Annotated in this window: 16 protein-coding genes; 6 read left to right on the top strand and 10 right to left on the bottom strand. The window is 68.5% G+C overall.

Annotated features, from left to right (window positions below):
• Nucleotides 1–72: 72 nt before the first annotated feature.
• The 4 genes from dnaG to rpsU all read right to left on the bottom strand — a co-directional run bounded on the left by dnaG (nucleotide 73) and on the right by rpsU (nucleotide 3,761).
• Nucleotides 73–1,818 carry a DNA primase gene (dnaG, locus tag RSA25_RS08255; protein ID WP_332808410.1) on the bottom strand — a complete coding sequence of 582 codons (1,746 nt, stop codon included), beginning with the start codon at nucleotides 1,816–1,818 and terminating at the stop codon, nucleotides 73–75.
• Nucleotides 1,819–1,878: 60 nt separating this feature from the next.
• A complete protein-coding gene (locus tag RSA25_RS08250; protein WP_332808424.1) occupies nucleotides 1,879–2,727 on the bottom strand; it encodes a YihY/virulence factor BrkB family protein in 849 nt (282 codons plus the stop codon).
• Between the two features lie 235 nt (nucleotides 2,728–2,962).
• Complete coding sequence (locus tag RSA25_RS08245) at nucleotides 2,963–3,409, bottom strand: GatB/YqeY domain-containing protein (RefSeq protein WP_332808409.1); 447 nt, start codon at nucleotides 3,407–3,409, stop codon at nucleotides 2,963–2,965.
• A 136-nt stretch (nucleotides 3,410–3,545) separates the two neighbouring features.
• Nucleotides 3,546–3,761: a 30S ribosomal protein S21 gene (rpsU, locus tag RSA25_RS08240; RefSeq protein WP_002808376.1), complete on the bottom strand. Its 216-nt coding sequence runs from the start codon at nucleotides 3,759–3,761 to the stop codon at nucleotides 3,546–3,548.
• A 166-nt stretch (nucleotides 3,762–3,927) separates the two neighbouring features.
• On the opposite strand from rpsU, the gene tsaD reads away from it, so the two are divergent.
• Nucleotides 3,928–4,953 carry a tRNA (adenosine(37)-N6)-threonylcarbamoyltransferase complex transferase subunit TsaD gene (gene tsaD / locus RSA25_RS08235; RefSeq protein WP_332808408.1) on the top strand — a complete coding sequence of 342 codons (1,026 nt, stop codon included), beginning with the start codon at nucleotides 3,928–3,930 and terminating at the stop codon, nucleotides 4,951–4,953.
• Between the two features lie 13 nt (nucleotides 4,954–4,966).
• Here the strand turns inward: tsaD and RSA25_RS08230 are convergent, their stop codons facing one another.
• The gene (locus RSA25_RS08230; protein WP_332808407.1) at nucleotides 4,967–5,623 is read right to left on the bottom strand and encodes a hypothetical protein; all 657 of its coding nucleotides are present in this window, start codon (nucleotides 5,621–5,623) and stop codon (nucleotides 4,967–4,969) included.
• Nucleotides 5,624–6,016: 393 nt separating this feature from the next.
• Between RSA25_RS08230 and folB the strand changes: the two genes are divergently transcribed.
• The 4 genes from folB to RSA25_RS08210 all read left to right on the top strand — a co-directional run bounded on the left by folB (nucleotide 6,017) and on the right by RSA25_RS08210 (nucleotide 10,912).
• Nucleotides 6,017–6,385, top strand: a complete 369-nt coding sequence (folB, locus tag RSA25_RS08225) for a dihydroneopterin aldolase (protein WP_332808406.1) — start codon at nucleotides 6,017–6,019, stop codon at nucleotides 6,383–6,385.
• A 27-nt stretch (nucleotides 6,386–6,412) separates the two neighbouring features.
• Complete coding sequence (locus RSA25_RS08220; RefSeq protein WP_332808405.1) at nucleotides 6,413–7,690, top strand: mechanosensitive ion channel domain-containing protein; 1,278 nt, start codon at nucleotides 6,413–6,415, stop codon at nucleotides 7,688–7,690.
• A 137-nt stretch (nucleotides 7,691–7,827) separates the two neighbouring features.
• A complete protein-coding gene (locus RSA25_RS08215) occupies nucleotides 7,828–10,002 on the top strand; it encodes a glycoside hydrolase family 3 N-terminal domain-containing protein (RefSeq protein WP_332808404.1) in 2,175 nt (724 codons plus the stop codon).
• Nucleotides 10,003–10,261: 259 nt separating this feature from the next.
• Nucleotides 10,262–10,912, top strand: a complete 651-nt coding sequence (locus tag RSA25_RS08210; RefSeq protein WP_332808403.1) for a hypothetical protein — start codon at nucleotides 10,262–10,264, stop codon at nucleotides 10,910–10,912.
• 46 nt (nucleotides 10,913–10,958) lie between these two features.
• Here RSA25_RS08210 and RSA25_RS08205 read toward each other — a convergent pair whose 3' ends face one another.
• Nucleotides 10,959–12,107 (bottom strand): PQQ-dependent sugar dehydrogenase, encoded by a 1,149-nt coding sequence (locus RSA25_RS08205; protein ID WP_332808402.1) that lies wholly within the window; start codon nucleotides 12,105–12,107, stop codon nucleotides 10,959–10,961.
• Nucleotides 12,108–12,283: 176 nt separating this feature from the next.
• Here RSA25_RS08205 and yiaA point away from each other — a divergent pair, with 176 nt between their 5' ends.
• Nucleotides 12,284–12,721, top strand: a complete 438-nt coding sequence (yiaA, locus tag RSA25_RS08200) for an inner membrane protein YiaA (protein WP_332808401.1) — start codon at nucleotides 12,284–12,286, stop codon at nucleotides 12,719–12,721.
• A 27-nt stretch (nucleotides 12,722–12,748) separates the two neighbouring features.
• Here yiaA and RSA25_RS08195 read toward each other — a convergent pair whose 3' ends face one another.
• The 4 genes from RSA25_RS08195 to RSA25_RS08180 all read right to left on the bottom strand — a co-directional run bounded on the left by RSA25_RS08195 (nucleotide 12,749) and on the right by RSA25_RS08180 (nucleotide 16,136).
• Nucleotides 12,749–13,096, bottom strand: a complete 348-nt coding sequence (locus RSA25_RS08195; RefSeq protein WP_332808400.1) for a hypothetical protein — start codon at nucleotides 13,094–13,096, stop codon at nucleotides 12,749–12,751.
• 107 nt (nucleotides 13,097–13,203) lie between these two features.
• A complete protein-coding gene (locus RSA25_RS08190; RefSeq protein ID WP_332808399.1) occupies nucleotides 13,204–14,502 on the bottom strand; it encodes an amino acid permease in 1,299 nt (432 codons plus the stop codon).
• The gene (locus tag RSA25_RS08185; RefSeq protein ID WP_332808398.1) at nucleotides 14,499–15,272 is read right to left on the bottom strand and encodes a L,D-transpeptidase family protein; all 774 of its coding nucleotides are present in this window, start codon (nucleotides 15,270–15,272) and stop codon (nucleotides 14,499–14,501) included. The genes RSA25_RS08190 and RSA25_RS08185 overlap by 4 nt, the downstream gene beginning before the upstream one ends.
• Before the next feature lie 15 nt (nucleotides 15,273–15,287).
• On the bottom strand, nucleotides 15,288–16,136 hold the full coding sequence (locus RSA25_RS08180) for a MurR/RpiR family transcriptional regulator (protein WP_332808397.1): 849 nt from the start codon (nucleotides 16,134–16,136) through the stop codon (nucleotides 15,288–15,290).
• Nucleotides 16,137–16,190: the final 54 nt, after the last annotated feature.

The following is a 16,190-nucleotide window of genomic DNA, read 5'->3' as shown; positions in this document are numbered from 1 at the left end:
GGCCGGCGCGGGTGTGGCGGGCGATCGAGGCGGCAGGATTCACGCGGGAAGCGGCCACGGCAACTCCGTTGGTCAGAAGCGGAGGGTGCTGCGCGCCTTGAGCAGTTCGCGCAGTTCGTACTTGTCAGTATCGTCCAGACCCTGCTGGCCCTGCTTTGCCTGAAGCTCGTCCAGACGTTGCATCAACAGCTGTTTTTCCAGCTGGGCCACCGCATCGTGCAGTTCCTGGGTCCACATCGCCTCGTCGCCGGGCAGGGTCTGCGCGGCCAGCTTGTGCAACGCCTCCTGTTCCTCGCGGCCCTCGAAGTGCTCCAGCAGTGCGCCGGTGCTGATATCCGGGCGTTGTTCCACCAGGCCCAGCAGCTCCAGCAGCAGTTCGATGCCGGGCAGGCGCAGGCCGTTGAAGTGGTGCCCCTCCAGCGTCATCGCCAGTGACGGCTGCTGCAGCAGGATCGCGATGGACGCGCGTACCAGGCTGCGTCGCTGGGTGGGCGCCACCGCGCGCGGCGGTGGCCGCGACGGCGCTGCGGAGGCGTTGGGCCGGGCCCCCAGCCCGGTCAACGTGGTCAGCTGCTGCTTCATCAGGTCGCCGAAGGCGCCATCGGGGATCTGCGCCAGCATCGGCTTGGCCCGCTCGGCCAGGCGCGCCTTGCCGTCCAGCGTGGCCATGTTGACCTCGCGGGTGAGCTCATCGAAGAAGAACTGCGACAGCGGCGTGGCCTGGCGCAGGCGCTCGTCGACGCCCTCGCGGCCTTCCTTGCGCACGATGGTGTCCGGGTCTTCGCCATCGGGCAGGAACAGGAAGAAGGCCTGGCGGCCATCCTTCATGCGCGGCAGCACCGACTCCAGCGCACGCCAGCCGGCGCGGCGGCCGGCGGCATCGCCGTCGAAGCAGAAGTACACGTCCGGCGCATTGCGGAACAGCAGCTCGGCGTGGTCCGGCGTGGTGGCCGTGCCCAGCGTGGCCACCGCCTGTGTGACCCCGAACTGGAACAGCGAGACCACGTCCATGTAGCCCTCGACCACGATCAGCCGCTCGATCTTCTGGTTGGCCTGGCGCACCTGCCACAGGCCGTACAGCTCGCGGCCCTTGTGGAACAGCGCGGTCTCGGGCGAGTTGAGGTACTTGGGCCCGGGGTCGCGGCCGTCGGCCGGCGCGCCCATGATCCGCCCGCCGTAGGCGATCACGCGGCCACGGCGGTCGAAGATGGGGAACATCACCCGGTCGCGGAACTTGTCGTAGACGTGGCCGCGGTCGTTCTTGGAGAACATGCCGGCGCGGTCGAGCAGCTTCATGCGCCGCTCGTCCTTGCCCAGCGCATCCTTGAGCGCGCTGTAGCCGTCCGGCGCGTAGCCGATGGCGAAGCGGGCGCGGTTTTCCTCGTCCACGCCGCGCTGGTCGAGATAGGCGCGGGCCTTGTCGCTGCCTTCCAGCGACTTCTGGAAGAAGCGCGTGGTCGCATCCAGCGCCGAATACAGCTCGCGGCTGTCGTCCTGCTGCTGGGCGGTGCGCGGCTGGGTGTCGCGTGGCACTTCCATGCCCACGCGCTTGGCCAGCTCGTCGACCGCGTCGAGGAACTCGAGGCGGTCGTAATTCATCAGGAAGCTGATCGCGGTGCCATGCGCGCCACAGCCGAAGCAGTGATAGAACTGCTTGGTGGGCGAGACCGTGAACGAGGCCGAGCGCTCGTCGTGGAACGGGCAGCGCGCCGCGTACTCCTTGCCCTGGCGCTTCAACGGCACGCGACTGCCCACCACCTCGACGATGTCCGAGCGGGCCAGCAGGTCGTCAATGAATGCGTCGGGGATACGGGCCATGGGCAGCAGGCAGGGGCATGGCCGGCGACGGCCACGCGCGGAAGCGGGGGTCGGACTAGTCTACCCGGTGCCGGTCGCTTCGCCCGGTTTCGGCTCGGGGATGCCGGCCGCCGCCAGATGGAAGCGCGCGCGCAGGCGCTCGTCGATCACCGCCGTCATCAGCGCGCCCACGAAGAACACCACCGTGGCGTAGTAGATCCACACCAGCGAGATCACCAGCGCGCCCATCGAGCCATAAGCGCTGCCGGGGGCGACGGTGGCGATGTACAGGCCGATGGCATAACGGCCCAGCGCGAACAGCGCCGAGGTGATGGCCCCGCCGATGAAGGCCTGGCGCCAGGCCACGCGGCGATCGGGCAGGTAGTGGTAGAGGAAGGCGAAACCCACCGTGTACAGCGCCAGGCTGGTCAGGTAGCCCACCGCCGGCAGCACCGACGGCAACTGCGCGAAAGCCACCTGCAGCATGGTGGTGGCGGTCATCGACAGGATCAGCAGGAAGCCCAGCGCCAGCACCACGCCGAAGGAGAACACGCGCTTGCGCAGCCACGCCACGATGCCGTCCAGGCGTTCGCCGCTGGTGTTGAAGATCAGGTTGAGCGCGTTCTGCAGCTGGGCAAACACCGCCGTGGCGCCGATGAACAGCAGCAGGGTGCTCCACACCCCGGCCAGCGAGCCCACGTCGGGCTGGTTGTCGGCGTTCTTGAGCACGGTGTCGGCCACGGTGGCGGCACTGGCGCCGGCCACGTCGTTGATCTGGGTGATCAGCGCCTGCTGCGCGGGCGGGTAAAGCGAGGCGGTGAGCCACAACAGCAGCACCAGCAGCGGTGCCATCGAGAGCAGGGCGTAGAAGGAGACCGAGGCGGCCTGGGTGAGCACATCGATATCGACGAAGCGCTTGCCCACCGCCATCGGGAAGCTGCGCTGCAGCCGGTCGATGTACTTGTGCAGGCGGGGCGGCACGCCGCGATGGGCCGGATCGGGTGCGGGTGCGGGTGCGGAATCTGGGGGAGGCGGCAGCGAAGACATGCCGGCGATTTTTGCAGGCCCGGGTAAAAGGCGGGGTGAAGCGGTGCACGCGGCGGTGCGCGTGCAGGTGTGCAGTTGGGGAAAGCACCGACCAACGGTCGGTGCCTACCCGGACTGATCAGCCGGCCAGCTGCTGCTTGACCAGCTTGGACACCAGGCCCATGTCGGCCTGGCCGGCGAGCTTGGGCTTGAGCGCGCCCATCAGCTTGCCGATGTCGGCCGGGCTGGCGGCGCCGGTTTCGGCGATGGCGGCCTGGATGGCGGCCACGATCTCGGCCTCGCCCAGCTTGGTGGGCAGGTAGTGGTCGATGACCAGGATTTCCGCCCGCTCGATGGCGGCCAGGTCTTCACGGTTGGCCGCTTCGAACTGGCTGACCGAGTCCTTGCGCTGCTTGACCATCTTTTCCAGCACGGCCAGTACGGCGGCGTCGTCCAGTTCGATGCGCTCGTCCACTTCCTTGCGCTTGATGTCGGCCAGCATCAGGCGGATCACGCCCAGGCGGTCCTTCTCGCCGGCCTTCATGGCGGCCTTCATGTCATCGGTGAGCTGCTGTTTCAGGCTCATGGAACACCTCGTATCGGTCAAAAAGGGCGGGAAGGGCGGCAAACGGCTGGAACGCAAAAAGCCGGCAACGCTCGCGCGTTCCGGCTTCGGCTCCGCCACGACAGACACGGGGTCTGTCGCATCGAAGTTGCGTAGATCAGTACAGGCGCTGACGCTTGGTGACGTCGCGCGAGGAGCGACGCAGCTGACGCTTCACAGCAGCAGCAGCTTTACGCTTGCGCTCCTGGGTCGGCTTTTCGTAGAACTCGCGCTTGCGGGTTTCGGCCAGCACGCCGGCCTTTTCGCAGGTGCGCTTGAAGCGACGGAGCGCAAACTCGAAGGGCTCGTTCTCGCGGACTTTAACGCTGGGCATGGAATCTCCGGGACACAGTAGAACCGGGTCACGCCCGGTGAGAGCCGCACATTATAGCGGCGACAAAAGAAGTTGCAACCCTCCCCGGCGAACTTCTTGGCCATGGGGGGTATCGGGTGGGCTGGCGGTAACGCTGCCGGGGCCTCAGCGGTCCATAATACCCGGTATGCGAGTCCTTGGTATCGAATCTTCCTGCGATGAGACCGGCGTGGCGGTGTACGACACCGCCCTGGCCGGCCCGGACGCCCTGCGCGCCCATGCGGTCTACAGCCAGATCGCCCTTCACGCCGAGTACGGCGGGGTGGTGCCTGAACTGGCCAGCCGCGACCACGTGCGCAAGCTGCTCCCGCTGATCCGCCAGACCCTGGCCGAGGCCGGGATGGACGTGGCCGACATCGACGGGGTGGCCTATACGGCAGGTCCCGGCCTGGTCGGCGCGTTGCTGGTGGGGGCCGGGGTGGCCCGGTCGCTGGCCTGGGCGCTGGAGGTGCCGGCGGTGGGCGTCCACCATATGGAAGGCCACCTGCTGGCCCCGTTGATGGAAGACGACCCGCCGCAGGCCCCGTTCGTGGCGCTGCTGGTGTCCGGTGGGCATACCCAGTTGGTGGCGGTGGACCGGATCGGCCAGTACCGCCTGCTCGGGGAGACCCTGGACGATGCGGCCGGCGAGGCCTTCGACAAAACCGCCAAGCTGATGGGCCTGCCCTATCCGGGCGGCCCGCAACTGGCGGCGCTGGCCGAGCGCGGCACGCCGGGGCGCTACCGGTTCACCCGCCCGATGACCGACCGGCCGGGGCTGGATTTCAGCTTCTCCGGCCTGAAGACCCAGGTGCTGCTGGCCTGGCGCGACAGCGACCAGAGTGAGCAGACCCGCGCCGACATCGCCCGGGGCTTCGAAGATGCGGTGGTGGATACGCTGGCCATCAAGTGCGAACGCGCGCTGGAGGCGGCCGGCACCGATGTGATCGTGGTGGCCGGTGGCGTGGGTGCCAACAAGCGCCTGCGCGCCAAACTGCAGCAGATGGCCGCCCGTCGTGGCGGCCGCGCCTGCTTCCCGCGCCCGGCGCTGTGCACCGACAACGGCGCGATGATTGCCTTCGCCGGCGCATTGCGGCTGGAGGCCGGCCAGCACAACCCGCCGCAGGTGCAGGTCACCCCGCGCTGGGACATGGCGACACTGCCGGCGGTGTGAAGGCGGGGAGTGCTCAGCGCGGGCGCCGGTGCAGCAGCGGGGTGACTCCCTCGTGCCCGGCCATCCAATCGGCGGTGCGCGTGCAACGCAGCGCGACAACCCGCTGGATGGCGGCGTAGTCCTCGTCCAGGGCACGCGCGAAGATGGGTTCATGGTGCGCAATGCGGTTGCGCAGGCGCCGGATCTGCTCCAGATCGTTGTGCAGGTGGGCGCGGGTGACATGCCGGGGCGCGGTGGGGTCTGCGCCGGGGAGTACGGCGTCCATGCAGCGCGACCATACCCGAACGTCGAAGCGCTGCGTGAACATCTTCTGCCAGAAGACGAAGCTGAGCGCGGGAATGACCTGTGCCGTGCTGGTGGCGCACCGTGCGGCCGCGCGGTGCAGTTCGCGGCGCGGGTTGTAGCCGCTGGTTGGACTGGGCAGGCTGTCGGCGAAGCCCTGCACCCATGGCCAGCGTGGACCGTGAATCCGGGTGAGCGCGTCTGCCACGGCGTTGCGGATGACCACTTCGCCGATGTGCAGCGGGATCAGGAATGCGGCGGAGATACGGGCGTTCCACAGGTACAGCTCGAGTGGCGCACTGCGGGTATCGAGGTCGGCCACGGCATTCTCGTACGTACGCAACCGGTCGGCCGACAGCGCACATTTCACGGCATCCTCGATCTGCATGCGGACGGCATTCCCCCTCATCGATGATGAGGGAGGCTACGAGCCTGGCAAGATGCTGAACATCGGGAATCAGGCCATTGTGCGGTTGCTTTGGCTAACCCTTTGGGCCATTCGATTGATCCACTCAATTGGTCAGTCGCATAGCATGCGCCCGGTCCCGTTTCGAGCCGACAAGGCTTGACGCTGGCGTGTCTGGGTCGTAGTTTTCAACACACGCGCCACCGGGACTCGCGGATGGGAATCCCATCTCCGCCCGGGGACAAGAGGTAAGCAGAGGGCCCCGCAAGGGGCCCTCTGTCTTTTCCGGCCCGGCCACCCCGATGCAGGCCCCGGTTCCCGGCACGTTCCGGCCCGCGCCGTTACCATGTCCGGCATCTTCCACGTGGCATGGCTATGGACAAAGTATTCATCGAAGGGCTCGAAATCGACGCCCTGATCGGCATCTATGACTGGGAACGGCGGATCCGCCAGACCCTGCGCTTCGACCTGGAAATGGGCTTTGACAACCGTCGCCCGGCGGCCAGCGATGACATTGCCGACACCCTCAACTACAAGGCGGTAAGCAAGCGCATCGAACAGTTCGTGCGCGAGTCCGACTTCGGCCTGGTGGAAACCCTGGCCGAGCGCATTGCCGAGATCGTGCTGCAGGAATTCAAGGTGGAGTGGCTGCGGCTCAAGCTGAGCAAGCCCGGTGCGGTGCGTGGCGCGCGCGCGGTGGGTGTGATCATCGAGCGCAGCGCGCCGCCCCCGGCAAGCCCCTGACAGTCCTCACACGGAGATCGATACACGATGTTGAATGCAGTAGTGGCGGTACGTTGGCTGGATGACCTGCAGCGCGCGCTGGAACCGTGGCCGTGGGCCTACACCGGCGCGGTGCTGTGCCTGCTGGCGCTGGCGGCGTGGCTGGCCAATTTTGTAACCAAGAGAGTTCTGTTGCGTGGCCTGCGCGGGTTGATCAATCGGCTGCCCGGCGGTGCCGCCCACGGCGGGCGCGGCAGCAACGTGATGCGGGTGGTGTCGCGGTTGGCCAACGTGGTGCCCAGCCAGGTCATCGCCGCCGGCATCACCGTGGTGCCCGACCTGCCGCCGCCGCTGGTGGCGTTCGTCATCGGGGCCTGCCAGGCGTGGGCGATCCTGACGGTGACGCTGGCGATCTCGCACGCGCTGGATGCGGCCAACGACATCTACGAGCGCCGCCCCGACGCGCGCAACAAGCCGATCAAGGGCTACCTGCAGGTGGGCAAGATCGTCATCTTCGTCATCGCCGGGCTGTCGATCGTGGCCACCCTGGCCGGCGTGGACCTGCGCTACCTGGTGACCGGCCTGGGCGCGGCCACCGCGGTGCTGATGCTGATCTTCCAGGACACCATCCTGTCGCTGGTGGCCAGCGTGCAGATCAGTGGCGATGGCCGGGTGCGGCTGGGCGACTGGATCGAGATGCCCAGCCAGAACGCCGATGGCGATGTGATCGACATTGCCCTGCACACCATCACCGTGCAGAACTTCGACAAGACCATCACCACCATCCCGACCAAGAAGCTGGTGACCGAGTCGTTCAAGAACTGGCGTGGCATGCAGGAGGCCGGCGGGCGCCGGATCAAGCGCGCGCTGTACCTGGACCAGCACAGCGTGGGCTTCGTGGACGCGCCGATGCTGGCCCGGCTGGAGCAGTTCGCGGTGCTGGGCGACTACCTGCGCGACAAGCAGGCCGAGCTGCAGCAGTGGAATGCCGGGCTGCAGGCCAAGGGCATGGCCGCGGTCAACGCGCGCCGGGTGACCAACCTGGGCACCTTCCGCGCGTATGTGGAGCGCTACCTGGCCCAGCACCCGGGCATCCATACGGACATGACCCTGCTGGTACGGCAGCTGCAGCCCACCACCGAGGGCCTGCCGCTGGAGATCTACTGCTTCACCCGCACCACCGCGTGGGGCGAGTACGAGGGCATCCAGTCGGATGTGTTCGACCACCTGCTGGCCACGCTGCCGGCCTTCGGGCTGCGGGTTTTCCAGGCCTCCAGCGACGCGATGTTGATGGCCGGCCAGCAGCGGTTGGCCGCTGCGGAGTAAGCTCCTGAGCCCCCGTCGCCGCGCCCGCGGCGGCGGGGTTCTTCCCCCGGGGAAGAAAAATGAACGTCAAAATCATTCACAACGGGCCCGGGAACGCTAGAATCCTGGCCTTGTAAACGTTTTCATAAGGACAGCCGGTGGCCGCCGATCGTATCGAAACCCTCATTGCCAAGATGACCGTCGAAGAAAAAGTCGGCCAGCTGGGTGTGTTCGCCGACATGGTCCGGCCGTTCGCCCCGGACGTGAATCCGGAAGCCAACGTGCTCAACGCCGACCAGGTGCTGCAGCAGGTGCGCGAGGGCAAGGTGGGGTCGCTGTTCAACGGCGTGGGCGTGGAAGCCGGCCGCCGCATCCAGCAGGTGGCGCTGGAAGAGAGCCGCCTGGGCATCCCGGTGATCCTGGCCGCCGACGTCATCCATGGCATGCGCACCGTGTTCCCGATCCCGCTGGGCGAAGCGGCCAGCTTCGAACCCGAGCTGGCCGAGCGCACCGCCCGTGCCACGGCGGTGGAAGCCACGGCGGCCGGCCTGCACTGGACCTACGCGCCGGCGGTGGACATCGCCCGCGACCAGCGCTGGGGCCGCGGCGCCGAGGGCGCCGGTGAAGACGTGGTGCTGGGCTGCCGCTTTGCCGCCGCGCGCGTGCGTGGCTTCCAGGGCCCGGACCTGCGCGCGGCCGACGCGCTGCTGGCCACGCCCAAGCATTTCGCCGCCTACGGCGCGGTGATGGCCGGCATGGAATACAACATGGTGGACATCTCCCCGCAGACCCTGCGCGATGTGCACCTGCCGCCGTTCCAGGCCGCGTTCGAGGCCGGCGCGCTCACCGTGATGTCCTCCTTCAACGACATCAACGGCGTGCCCGCCAGCGCCAATGCCGAACTGCTCACCGACATCCTGCGCGGTGAGTGGAAATTCCCGGGCGTGGTGATCTCCGATTACACCGCCGACATGGAACTGGTGGCCCACGGTTATGCGGCCGACGACCGCGATGCCACGGCCAAGGCCTTCACCGCCGGGCTGGACCTGAGCATGCAGAGCGGCTTCTATGCCGAGCACCTGCCAGGCCTGGTGGAGAGCGGAGAGGTGCCGATGGCCACGCTGGATGCGTCGGTGCGCCGCATCCTGCGCCTGAAGGACGCCATCGGCCTGTTCGACGACCCGTACCGGTCGCTGGACCTGGACCGCGAAGCGTCCACCGCGCATATCGCCGCGCATGATGCGCTCTCGCGCGATGCCGCACGCCGTTCCATCGTGCTGCTCAAGAACACCGATGCGGTGCTGCCGCTGAAGAAGACCGGGCAGAAGATCGCGCTGATCGGTCCGTTCGTGCAGGACCGCGACAACATCGAAGGCTGCTGGACGCTGTTCGGCGACAAGGCGCGTTACGTGGACCTGGAAACCGGCGTGCGCGAGGCCATTGGCGATGCGTCGCTGCTGGAGATCGTGCCCGGTTGCGACCTGGAAGCGGCCGTGCAGGATGGCATCGAGCAGGCCGTGGCCGCCGCGCTGCGCGCGGACGTGGTGGTGCTGGCGCTGGGCGAGCCGCAGCGCTACAGCGGTGAAGCGCAGTCGCGGGTGGAGATCACCCTGCCCGCCGCGCAGCAGGCGCTGGCCGAAGCCGTAGCCATGACCGGCAAGCCGCTGGTGGTGCTGCTGCGCAATGGTCGCGCGCTGGCGCTGCAGGGTGCGGTGCGCAACGCGCATGCGGTGGCCATCACCTGGTACCTGGGCACCCAGACCGGGCATGCGGTGGCCGATGTGCTGTTTGGCGATTACAACCCTTCCGGGCGCCTGCCGGTGAGCTTCCCGCAGGTGTCGGGCCAGCAGCCGTTCTTCTACAACCACCCGCGCACCGGCCGGCCGGAACTGCCGACGATGTCCGAGTTCAAGGCGCGCTGGCGCGAGATCCCCAACGAGGCGCTGTATCCGTTCGGGCACGGCCTGGGCTACTCCAGCTTCGCCTATGGGGTGCCGCAGCTGAGCAGCGAGCGCCTGGGCTGGGACGACGCGCTGACCATCAGCACCACGCTGACCAATACCGGCGCGGTCGTCGGCGAGGAAGTGGTGCAGTTGTACATCCACGACCGCGTGGCCAGCCGCGTGCGGCCGGTGCGTGAATTGAAGGACTTCCGCAAGGTGGCCTTGCAGCCGGGCCAGAGCACCCAGGTGGTGTTCACCCTGGATCGCCATGCGCTGGGCTTCACCGGTCGCGATGGCGTGTTCGGCGCGGAGCCGGGCCAGTTCGAGCTGTGGGTCTGTGCGTCCTCGGCCAGCGGTGAGCCGGTGAGCTTCGAGCTGCTGGCAGGCTGATCCACGTAGTGCCGGCCGTTGGCCGGCTTTACGGAATGGTGTTGGGTTCATGGGGAGCCGGCCAGCGGCCGGCACTACCGAAGCGCACATCCGCTTGGTGCCGGCCGTTGGCCGGCTTTACGGGATGGTGCTGGGTTCATGGGGAGCCGGCCAGCGGCCGGCACTACCTGAAGCGGACATCCGCGTGGCGCCGGCCGTCATCGGTGGCTGACGGGTGGGGCGCTACGCTGGACGCCTCGTGAAACCGCTGGAGACACCGATGCGTCTGACCCGTACCCCGTTGCTGTTGGCCCTGGCCAGCCCGTTGTGGCTGGCCGCCTGCAGTCCGTCGGCACCGCCGCCGGCCGACAGCGCCGCCGCCGATCCCGCCCAGGGCCCGGCCACGGCCATTCCCGAAGGTCGCCCGACGCCGGGTGACACCGTGCCGGCCTCGGGCCTGTCGCCCGACGCGGTCAGCGCGGGCAGCCCGGCACCGGATGCCCGCGCGCCGGCCCCTGCCGCTAGCCCCCCGGCTGCTGCAGATGCCGCCGCCGCACCGCCCACCGCTGCGGCCAGCGATGTGCGCCAGCGCATCGACCGGGTGCTCGGCGACGCCGCGCAGTACGAAGCGGTCTTCAACGCCTTCCAGAAAGCGGTCAATGGGGGCGACCGTGCCGCCGTGGTGGAAGAGGTGCGCTTCCCGCTGAACATCGCCAACGGCGCCAAGATCACCGGCCCGGGCGAGTTCCAGCGCAACTACGAACGCATCCTCACCCCGGCCGTGCGCAAGGCCATCGCCGCCCAGAAGTTCGAGGAGGTCATGGTCAACCAGCAGGGCGTGATGATCGGCGACGGCCAGGTGTGGCTCAACGGCGCCTGCCTGGATGCGGCGTGCAGCCGCACCGAGGTCAAGGTGGTGACCATCCAGTAACACGGTCACCGGACGCTGCCGGCGGTGACCGGCAGCGTTGGCCTGCTCAGGCCTTCGGCGTGAGTTTCAGCAGGCGCCCGTTCTTGCCGTCTTCCAGCAGCCAGATGGCGCCGTCCGGGCCCTGTTCCACTTCGCGGATGCGCTCGCCCATGTCGAAGCGCTCGGCCTCGCGCGCGCTGTCGCCATCGAAGGCCACCCGCACCAGCGCCTTGGACGACAGGCCGCCGATGAAGCCGCTGCCGGTCCACTGCGGGAATCGCGATCCGCTGTAGATGATGAAGCCGGCCGGGGAGATGACCGGCGTCCAGGTCACCTTGGGCGCGGCGAACTCCGGGCGGGTGCTGTGGTCGGGAATGTCGCGGCCATCGTAGTGGTTGCCGTTGGAGACGATCGGATAGCCGTAGTTGGCGCCGCGCTCGATCAGGTTGAGCTCGTCGCCACCGGCCGGGCCCATCTCATGCACCCACAGCTTGCCGCGCGCATCGAAGGCGATGCCGAGCGCATTGCGATGGCCCAGCGACCACACCTGCGCGGCCACCCCGCCCTGCGAGGCGAAGGGGTTGTCGGCCGGCACGCTGCCATCGTCGTTGAGGCGCACGATCTTGCCGAGGTTGCCGCCCATGTCCTGCGCGGGATCGAACTTCTGCCGCTCGCTGGAGGTGATCCACAACTTGCCGTCCGGACCGAAGGCCAGGCGGTGGCCGTAGTGGCCCTTGCCCTCCACCTTGGGCGTCTGCCGCCAGATCACCTTCAGGTCCTGCAGCGTGCCGCTGCCATCGGCGGCCAGCGCCAGCCGCGCACGCGCCACGGCCGCGCCGCTGGTGTCGCCTTCGCCTGCTTCGGCATAGCTCAGGTACACCCACTGGTTTTTGGCGAAACCGGGATGGGGCAGGATGTCGCCCAGCCCACCCTGGCCGCCGTAGGCCACCTTGGGCACGCCGGTGATGGGCGCGGCCTGGCCGGTGGCCAGGTTCACGTGCTGCAGCGTGCCGCCCTTTTCGCTGACCAGCAGGCTGCCATCGGGCAGGAAGCTCATCGCCCAGGGCTCGTCGAAGCGGGCCACCTCGGTGGCGGCGAACGGCCATTGGGCCTTTTCGAGCACCGGGGCAGCGGCCTTGTCGGCAGCCACGCAGGCGGTGGTGAACAGGGGCAGGGCGAGGGCGACGGCGAGCGAAAGCAGCAGCTTGCGGGTCATGGGGAATCTCCGGGTGGGGATGCGATGGCCAGCCATGGTTGTACAGCAAGCCCATCAACGTCGCGTGGACCATACGTCACTGGCGGTAGGCGGGCGCGTCCGGATCGGCTAACGTTGGCGCCGTCCGCCCGTGGGGCGGGATATGCGGCTTGCCGCGCACAAAGGGAGTTGGATCAATGACGCAACAGGTGCACAAACCGTCCCCGGCCTTCATCGCCGCCTCGTGGAGCGCGCTGCTGCTGGGCGCGGTGGCCTATCTGGTGGGGCTGTTCAACGCCGAGATGGCGCTCAATGAAAAGGGCTACTACCTCACCCTGCTGCTGTTTGGGCTGTTCGCGGCGGTGTCGCTGCAGAAGAGCGTGCGCGACAAGGGGGAAGGCATCCCGGTGAGCGGGCTGTATTACGCCCTGTGCTGGTTCGCGCTGCTGGTGTCGCTGCTGTTGCTGCTGGTCGGGCTGTGGAATGCCACCTTGCTGCTCAGCGAAAAGGGCTTCTATGGCATGGCCTTCGCCCTGAGCCTGTTCGGCGCGGTGGCCGTGCAGAAGAACACCCGCGACCTGATGGCCGCAGGTGCCCGTGATCGCGTCGTACCGCCGCTGCCCACCATCGAGTGAGCAAGCGGGGCGTTGTCGCGCGCCGGCTCAGGCCCCGCGCGGCACGCCCTTGTCCAGGTGGGCCTGGCGCAGGGCGGTGGATTCATCCCAGCCGCGCCGCACGGCGTTGCGGGCCTGTTCCCAGGTCAGCTTGCTCTTGCCGCGTTCCTGCGCCCAGCGCGTCTGCAGCTCCGCCTCCACCTGCTCGTAGGCACGGATGACGTCATCGGCACGCGAGTGGTGGCCGAGCTGGTAGGCCGGCTCGTAGTCGTCGAAAAACTGGGTGTTGTCGTAGTACGGCTCGCTGGGAAAGCGCTCGCGCCAATAGTCCGATACGGCCTGGCGCGGGACGCCGTCTTCCGGCACCCGGCCGGGGATCTGGTAGTCGGTAGGCATGTCGTGGCTCCGGTGGGGTGAGTGGTTACCCTAGCCGGGCAGCGGTTAACGCCATGGGCCGACGAGGTGAATGGCGCATCAAGCACCGCCCGCCGCGCCGGCACCGTTCAGGCCGGGCGATCCTTGCGCGGCACGAGGTAGATCAACGCGCCCACCGCGAAAGCGATGCCTGCCGCGGCGATGTTCTGCCAGCTGGCGCTGACGAACAGGGCCAGGCACAGCAACAGGGCCAGGATCGGGATCAGCGGGCCACCGGGCAGTTTCAATGCACCGGGGCGGTCGCGGAAACGACGCGCCAGCACCAGCACCGCCGCGGCCGTGCCGATGTAGGCGAACAGGCGCGTGGTCATCGACAGCAGCGCCAACTGCACGAACGAACCGGACAAGGCCAGGCCCAGTGCGATCACGCCCTGGGTGACGATGGCCGCCGCCGGCGTGCGCAGGCGCGGGTGCACGCTGGCCAGCACCTTGGGGCCATAGCCGTCGCGGGCCAGGGCAAACAGGAAGCGCGGGCCCATCATCATCGTGTTGCTGTTGGTGCCCAGGATGGAGATGGTGGCGCCCACGGTGAGGATCAGCGCCAGCGCTTCGCCGCCAAAGTTCGAGGCGGCATCGGCCAGCGGCGTGGGCGAGGCGGCCAGATTGGCCAGCGTGCCCTGCGCCACCAACTGCACCGCGCCGTAGATGACGGTGACGCTGACGATCATGGTGATCAGCGCGAAGGGAATGTCGCGGCGTGGGTTGCGGTACTCGCCTGCGGCCGCCGGGATGTTCTCGAAGCCCGCGTAGGCATAGAGCAGCAGCAGCGCCGCCTCGCCCATGCGCTGCAGGTCATGCGGGTCCGGGCGCACGCCGGAGAAGGCCAGGTCCATGTCCACGTAGAACGCGCCGATGGCCACGAACAGCACCAGCGGCAGCAGCTTGCCGATCACCAGGATCACCCCGGTGCGCGCGGCCGAGCGCACGCCGGCCACGTTGACGGCGGTGAGGAAGCCAAGCGAGACCACGATGATCGCCACGCGGCCCAGGTCGTGCCCGGCCCACGGCCAGAACCGGGCCACCGCGTCGGCCAGCGCGTTGCTCAGCGCGGCCGCCGAACTGATCCGGGTGAGCCAGATCATCCAGCCGATCTCGAAGCCGGCGAAGCGACCGAACGCCTCGCGTGCATACAGGTAGCTGCCGCCGGGTTCGTCGAAATAGCTGGCCGCCTGCGCGTAGCAGAGCACCAGCAGTGCCACCACGACGCCGGCGGCAAGCACGCCCCACAGGCTGAACGGCCCGAGCAGGGCGACGGTGGCGGCGGGCAGCAGGTAGATGCCGCTGCCGATCACATCGTTGATCGACAACCCCACGATCTGCCAGCGGCTGACCGCGCGTTCCAGCTGGGGATCGGCCGGGGCGCTCAAGGCGCGGCCTCGGCCAGCACGGGCAGTTGCAGCGGCGCCTGCAGGCGCTGGTACTCGCTGCGCGGCATCAGCACGAAGCGCGGGTTGCGGGCCGGGTCCAGCCAGCCCAGCAGCGCCTGCATGTGCGCCGGCGGCATGGCCGTGCAGCCGGCGGTGGGTTCGCCGGGCGTGCGCCAGAGGTGGGCGAAGATGCAGCTGCCCCGGCCCGGCACGGCGGCCGGGTTGTGTTCGATCACAAAGCCCTGGCGATAGCGCACATCGCCCTTGTTGTGCAGGTCCAGCCGCATCGGCTCGGTGGAGCCTTCCACCGCCTCGGCCCCCACCACCTCGGCATCGACGATGCGGTTGTAGTACGGCGAATCGGGCACGTCCATGCAGTAGCTGCCGGCCTGCATCGGCTGGTAGGGAAGGGCACTGGCGGCCGTGGCGGCGTAGCCGAAGGCCGGGCCGATGGCGAACACGCCGGCCGGGCTGCGGCCATCGCCTTCCTGCTTCTGCGGGCCGTCCGGCGGGGTGACCACCAGGCCGATGCCCCACGCGCTGCCCTGGCGGCCCACCGCCACGGTGAAGGCGCTGCCATGCCGCTGCCAACCCTGCCCGGTGCGCTCATATGCCTGCAGCTGGCCTTCGGTGGCATCCCAGCCGGCGGTGGTCACCACCACCACCTGGCTGCTGCCCAGCAGGGGCGGCGCGGGTGGGGACAGGGCCGCGGCGGGCAGGGTGGTGGCCACCATGGCCACGGCAAGGACGGTACGCAGCAACGGCAGCATGGGGGACTCCGGCAATCAGGTGTCGATCAGGTGTTCGATCCGTTCCAGGTTCACCCCGAGCTGGCGGTGGCGGTCCGGGTTGGCGTGGCACAACAGCACGAAGACGAAATCCAGCAGGGACTGCAACGATGCACGGTACAGCACCTGGGCGATGTGCGGCGCCGGGTCCTGCGCGCACACCACCAGCGCGGCATCGGCATGGGCGCGCAGCGGGTTGGCGCTGTGCCGGGTGATGGACACCACCTTGCCGCCCACGTCCTGGAACTGGCGCGACAACTGGAACAACTGCGGCAGCTTGCCGAACTCGGAAAACACCAGCATCGCATCGCCCGGCCGGGCGGCCGACAGGTTGGCCATCATCAGGATCGGGTCGGCGTGGTGCACGGTGAGCATGCCCAGCAGCGACAGCCGCATGGCGAACTCGCGCGCATACAGGCCGTCATCGCCCAGCCCGTAGACGAAGACCTTGGGCGCCGCGTCCAGCAGCTGCACGATGGCCTCGACGTTGCCCTGTGGGTTGGCCAGCCGGGTCTCTTCCTCGGCCGCGTCCCGGCTCAGGCGCAGGCGTGCGGCGATGCGGCTGTAATCGTCGCCTTCGCTGGCCGCCGGCGCCTGTGCCTGGGCGCCGTTGCCGGCGCGCGCCACCGCCTCGCCGATGGAGTACTTGAGGTCTGGATAGCCCTTGAAGCCCAGCTTCTGGCTGAACTTGACCACGCTGGACTGGCTGATCCCCAGCGCACTGGCCAGCTGCTGGGAGGAGTAGTCGCGCAGCAGGTGGGCGTTGTCCAGGATGAAGTCGGCGATGCGACGTTCGATCGCCGACATGTGGTCGCGCTCGGCGCGGATTTTCACCAGGGGCGGCATGGGAAAGGCATCAGGTCCGTTATCGAGAGGATACGCAATGCGCCGGGGTATCCG

This window comes from Stenotrophomonas sp. (assembly GCF_036662295.1).
Classification (GTDB): domain Bacteria; phylum Pseudomonadota; class Gammaproteobacteria; order Xanthomonadales; family Xanthomonadaceae; genus Stenotrophomonas.
Note: the sequence above shows the minus strand (reverse complement) of the source record. Positions and strands in the feature narration are given on the sequence as shown.

Excerpts from the sequence above, each read along its gene's own strand:
- dnaG (WP_332808410.1), bottom strand. The coding sequence starts at position 1,818 with ATGGCCCGTATCCCCGACGCATTCATTGACGACCTGCTGGCCCGCTCG.
- RSA25_RS08250 (WP_332808424.1), bottom strand. The coding sequence starts at position 2,727 with ATGGCGGTGGGCAAGCGCTTCGTCGATATCGATGTGCTCACCCAGGCC.
- RSA25_RS08245 (WP_332808409.1), bottom strand. The coding sequence starts at position 3,409 with ATGAGCCTGAAACAGCAGCTCACCGATGACATGAAGGCCGCCATGAAG.
- rpsU (WP_002808376.1), bottom strand. The coding sequence starts at position 3,761 with ATGCCCAGCGTTAAAGTCCGCGAGAACGAGCCCTTCGAGTTTGCGCTC.
- tsaD (WP_332808408.1), top strand. The coding sequence starts at position 3,928 with ATGCGAGTCCTTGGTATCGAATCTTCCTGCGATGAGACCGGCGTGGCG.
- RSA25_RS08230 (WP_332808407.1), bottom strand. The coding sequence starts at position 5,623 with ATGCAGATCGAGGATGCCGTGAAATGTGCGCTGTCGGCCGACCGGTTG.
- folB (WP_332808406.1), top strand. The coding sequence starts at position 6,017 with ATGGACAAAGTATTCATCGAAGGGCTCGAAATCGACGCCCTGATCGGC.
- RSA25_RS08220 (WP_332808405.1), top strand. The coding sequence starts at position 6,413 with ATGTTGAATGCAGTAGTGGCGGTACGTTGGCTGGATGACCTGCAGCGC.
- RSA25_RS08210 (WP_332808403.1), top strand. The coding sequence starts at position 10,262 with ATGCGTCTGACCCGTACCCCGTTGCTGTTGGCCCTGGCCAGCCCGTTG.
- RSA25_RS08205 (WP_332808402.1), bottom strand. The coding sequence starts at position 12,107 with ATGACCCGCAAGCTGCTGCTTTCGCTCGCCGTCGCCCTCGCCCTGCCC.
- yiaA (WP_332808401.1), top strand. The coding sequence starts at position 12,284 with ATGACGCAACAGGTGCACAAACCGTCCCCGGCCTTCATCGCCGCCTCG.
- RSA25_RS08195 (WP_332808400.1), bottom strand. The coding sequence starts at position 13,096 with ATGCCTACCGACTACCAGATCCCCGGCCGGGTGCCGGAAGACGGCGTC.
- RSA25_RS08185 (WP_332808398.1), bottom strand. The coding sequence starts at position 15,272 with ATGCTGCCGTTGCTGCGTACCGTCCTTGCCGTGGCCATGGTGGCCACC.
- RSA25_RS08180 (WP_332808397.1), bottom strand. The coding sequence starts at position 16,136 with ATGCCGCCCCTGGTGAAAATCCGCGCCGAGCGCGACCACATGTCGGCG.